Here is a 4,586-nt window from a genome sequence, read left to right as displayed (position 1 = left end):
CTTCCAGTTCTTTCATCTCTTTCATCAGCGCAGCAGGAGACAGCACAACACCGTTACCGATGATGCTGGTCACATTGTCACGAAGAATGCCTGATGGAATAAGATGGAGGACGGTTTTTTCACCGTTGATTACGAGAGTATGGCCTGCGTTGTGACCGCCCTGGTAGCGTACAACATATTTAGCCCGTTCAGTCAGAAGATCGACGATCTTCCCTTTACCTTCGTCACCCCATTGGGTGCCCAGTACGACGACGTTGTTACCCATTTTTCAAAATCACCGTTTGCTTAAAAATGGATTCTACCATCGGTTTCGATGATGACCAGCACTTTTTGACATCAAAAAATGATGAATCCGGCGAGTTTTTAATCAGCCAATCGTTTTCGTCAACATGTAGTAGATCACTACGCCCGCGACCACAAGGCCACCGCCAAAGCGGCGTAAAAGATGGTCAGGAAGTTGTGACAATGCTGACACCATTTTACGCCATGCCTGCGGATAGAGCATCGGCCCCAGCCCTTCAAGCACTAATACCAGCGCAAGCGCCAGCCAGATTGTTGAATTCATGGTTCATCCTGATAAAAGAAAACCACCGCCAGTGCGGTGGTTTTTCAGTAGTGAGACTGCCGGGTATATTAACGCGTCGCGTTGCCTGGCGTCTTCATATAGCGGAAGAAATCGCTGTCCGGGCTCAGAACCATCACGTCCTGATTGCTCTGGAAGCTGTTCTCATACGCACGCAGGCTACGGATAAAGGCATAGAAATCCGGGTCCTGGCTGAACGCATCTGCAAACAGTTTCGCTGCATCAGCATCGCCTTCACCGCGCATGATACGACCCTGACGCTCGGCTTCTGCCAACGTTTTGGTCACTTCATAGTCCGCAGCAGCACGCAGTTTCTCGGCTTCTTCCTGACCTTGTGAACGGTGACGACGGGCAACCGCTTCACGCTCAGCGCGCATACGGTTGTAGATAGCGTCGGACACTTCGGTCGGCAGGTTGATCTGCTTGATTCGAACGTCGACCACTTCAATACCCAGCGCAGCCATACTGTTCGGGTTGATAACCGGCACTTTACCGTTAGTCTCTGCGGCAACACGCTCTGCGGCTTCAGCGATAGCGCTGTCTGCTGCTGGCGTTGCGACTTCATCTTCGGTGCCCGCAGAACCGGAGTTCAGCGCATCACGGACTTCAATGGTCAGACGACCACGGGAATCGGTGACGATGTCTTTCACATCCAGACGACCAATTTCAGAACGCAGACGGTCAGAGAACTTACGTTTCAGCAGCACTTCGGCCTGGGAGACGTCACCGCCGCCGGTCGCCAGGAAGTAACGGCTGAAATCGCTGATACGCCATTTGATGTAAGAATCGACGATCAGGTCTTTCTTCTCTTTGGTCACAAAGCGATCGGCCTGGTTATCCATGGTCTGGATACGCGCATCCAGCGTTTTTACTGACTGAATGAACGGAACCTTAAAGTGCAGGCCTGGCTCGTAAATCACCGGCTTCTTGTCGCTGTCACGCACCACACTGCTGAACTGGAATTTAATCCCACGCTCACCCTCTTTCACCACAAACACAGAGGCGTAGAGGCCTACCAGCACGATGACAATTATCGCAATTACTGACTTACGCATCGTTATTCCCCCTGACGCTGGTAGTCGTTACGCTGCGCGTTAGCACGGCGTTGGTCCATGATGTCGCTATCGCTCGTGGCTGGCGCGCTGTTGCTGTTGGCACTGCTGCTGGAGCTGGACGCAGGCGGCAGGCGTAACAAGCTGTCAGCGCCACTGCTGTCACTCTTTTTTGCAGGCGCTGCGCCACCTTTCAGCATCTGGTCAAGCGGCAGCACCATCAGGTTTCCGCCTTTGTCGTTCACCAGCACTTTGCGGGTATGGCTCAGCACTTTCTCCATCGTTTCGATGTAGAGACGCTCACGGGTAATTTCCGGCGCTGCTTTATATTCCGGCAGGATCTTCACGAAACGAGCCACTTCACCCTGCGCTTCCAGCACGGTCTGAGTCTTATACGCACGCGCCTCTTCGAGGATACGCTGCGCCTGACCGTTAGCACGTGGCTGAACTTCGTTGGTGTAAGCTTCGGCTTCACGGATGTATTGCTGTTCGTTTTCACGCGCGGCAATCGCATCATCAAACGCAGCCTTCACTTCTTCCGGTGGGCGAGCGGTCTGGAAGTTCACGTCAAGCAAGGTGATACCCATGTTGTACGGACGAATGGTTTCTTCCAGTTCACGCTGAGTATCGCTACGAATAACGGTACGGCCTTCAGTGAGGATACGGTCCATGGTGTATTTGCCGATCACACCGCGCAGTGCGCTGTCTGTCGCCTGACGCAGGCTGTCATCCGGGCTGGTGACGCTGAACAGGTACTTTTGCGGATCGGTAATGCGGTACTGCACGTTCATTTCAACGCGCACCACGTTTTCATCGGAAGTCAGCATCACGCCAGAAGCAGCCAGTTCGCGAACGGCTTCCACGTTAACCGGCGTCACTTCATCGATAAAGGTCGGTTTCCAGTTAAGGCCCGGCTCAACCAGATGGCTGAATTTACCGAAGCGAGTCACCACGCCACGTTCGGCTTCCTTAATGGTGTAGAACCCGCTCGCCGCCCAAATGATGACCACCGCAGCGGCAGCAATACCCACAATGCGCCCGCCCATTGGGCCACGCGGCAATTGCGTTGTATTTCCACCACCAGAGCCGCCTTTACCACCGCCCAGGCCACCGAGTTTTTTACTCAGCTTGCGGAAGATATCATCCAGATCAGGAGGCCCCTGATCGCGACCACCTTTGTTTCCATTTCCCCCAGAGTTGCCGCCTTGATTATTGCTGCTTCCCCACGGGTCGCGGTCTTGTCCGTTATTACCGGGCTGATTCCACGCCATGTATATGCTCCATATTTGTTATGCGGTGTACACCCGAATGACCGGGTATAAAGGCGAATAATCTTCAGGCCAACTGTCTGTCAGACCACATAGTCCGTCAGCGCAGGTTCTTGCTTGCAGAGGCGACGCCAGTCAACAATCGGCATACGTACTTCCAGACCGACGCTACCGTCATCCTCCATCCACTCTTTCTCTATCGCCTGAAGCTGATAAAACCGGCTTCTGAGACGCCCTTCCTGAGGAGGTAAGCGCAGCGTGTGCTGAGCCACTTCACCGGAAAGCCTTTCAGTCAAAGCCTGGAAAAGCAGTGGTACCCCCATCCCCGTCTGCGCAGAAAGCCAGACGCGAATCGGTTTGTTTTCTTCGTCCCTGTCGATACGCGGTTCAAAATCTTCCAGCATATCGATCTTGTTCATCACCAGCAGCGTCGGGATTTCGTCAGCTTCGATTTCATCGAGCACAACGTTCACTGCATCAATGTTTTCCTGCAGGCGGACATCCGCGGCATCGATAACGTGCAGAAGCAGCGTCGCCTGACGCGTCTCCTGCAGCGTGGCTTTAAACGCAGCCACTAAATCGTGCGGCAGATGGCGAATAAACCCTACGGTATCCGCCAGCACGGTTTCGCCCACATCGGCGACGTTAATTCGGCGCAGAGTCGGGTCCAGCGTCGCGAACAGCTGATCTGCGGCGTAAACCTGCGCTTCGGTAATCTGGTTAAACAGCGTCGATTTCCCGGCGTTGGTGTAACCCACCAGCGACACGGTCGGAATATCGGCTTTAGTACGCGAACGGCGCCCCTGCTCACGTTGCTTCTCAACTCTCTCCAGACGAGAAAGGATCTGCATAATGCGGTTACGCAATAAACGACGGTCAGTTTCGAGCTGGGTTTCACCCGGGCCGCGCAAACCAATCCCGCCTTTTTGTCGTTCAAGGTGGGTCCAGCCACGCACAAGACGCGTCGCCAGATGGCGCAGCTGCGCCAGCTCAACCTGCAGTTTCCCCTCATGGGTACGCGCACGCTGAGCAAAAATATCAAGAATCAGACCGGTACGATCGATAACCCTGCACTCGCACAAACGCTCCAGGTTACGTTCCTGGGCCGGACTTAATGCATGGTCGAATAAGACAACGGACGCACCCGTTGCTTTAACGGCTTCCGCAATTTCGACAGCCTTACCTTCACCAACAAAATACTTTGGGTGCGGCGCTTTACGGCTACCGGTAATCACCTGCATTGCTTCGACACCGGCGGAAGAGACCAGGGCTTCGAACTCCTGAAGGTCTTCCATATCTTTGTCTTGCGAAAAATAGATGTGTACCAGTACCGCCTGCTCACCGGCATCATAACGGTCAAACAAGCGTAATCTCTCCTAAAAGACCAGCGGGGAACCAAACCAGCAGGCTCCCCGACATGGAAAAACAGCCATCAACCTTATTCGGTTTCTTCGCTGTCTTGTGGCGCAGATGAAGCCTGCGCGTTGCTACCGTGATGGTAGTTGCTGGTGCTGCCGCCGGCGTTATTGCTGTGATGAGAGACCGGACGAGACGGAACCACCGTAGAAATTGCGTGCTTATAGACCATCTGGCTGACCGTGTTTTTCAACAGGATCACGAACTGATCGAAAGACTCAATTTGCCCTTGCAGCTTAATACCATTCACCAAATAAATAGAAACCG

General features: G+C 53.7%; 6 protein-coding genes. All 6 read right to left on the bottom strand.

What is annotated here, in order from left to right; all coding sequences use genetic code 11:
- The coding region (locus ACRCWW_RS02090) for an adenylosuccinate synthetase (RefSeq protein ID WP_438680913.1) at positions 1 to 265 on the bottom strand (265 nt) is incomplete at its 3' end.
- A gap of 102 nt (positions 266 to 367) precedes the next feature.
- Complete coding sequence (locus ACRCWW_RS02085; RefSeq protein ID WP_404659366.1) at positions 368 to 565, bottom strand: DUF2065 domain-containing protein; 198 nt, start codon at positions 563 to 565, stop codon at positions 368 to 370.
- Positions 566 to 633: 68 nt separating this feature from the next.
- Positions 634 to 1,638 (bottom strand): protease modulator HflC, encoded by a 1,005-nt coding sequence (gene hflC / locus ACRCWW_RS02080; protein ID WP_438680912.1) that lies wholly within the window; start codon positions 1,636 to 1,638, stop codon positions 634 to 636.
- A gap of 2 nt (positions 1,639 to 1,640) precedes the next feature.
- Positions 1,641 to 2,906, bottom strand: a complete 1,266-nt coding sequence (hflK, locus tag ACRCWW_RS02075; protein WP_404659364.1) for an FtsH protease activity modulator HflK — start codon at positions 2,904 to 2,906, stop codon at positions 1,641 to 1,643.
- A gap of 80 nt (positions 2,907 to 2,986) precedes the next feature.
- Complete coding sequence (hflX, locus tag ACRCWW_RS02070; RefSeq protein ID WP_438680911.1) at positions 2,987 to 4,267, bottom strand: ribosome rescue GTPase HflX; 1,281 nt, start codon at positions 4,265 to 4,267, stop codon at positions 2,987 to 2,989.
- A gap of 74 nt (positions 4,268 to 4,341) precedes the next feature.
- Positions 4,342 to 4,586, bottom strand: a 245-nt coding sequence (gene hfq, locus ACRCWW_RS02065; protein ID WP_438680910.1) for an RNA chaperone Hfq, incomplete at its 5' end; no start/stop codon positions are given.

This window comes from Scandinavium sp. (assembly GCF_051650185.1).
Taxonomy (GTDB): domain Bacteria; phylum Pseudomonadota; class Gammaproteobacteria; order Enterobacterales; family Enterobacteriaceae; genus Scandinavium.
The sequence above is the reverse complement of the archived record's forward strand: the minus strand, read 5'-3'. Positions and strand labels throughout refer to the sequence as shown.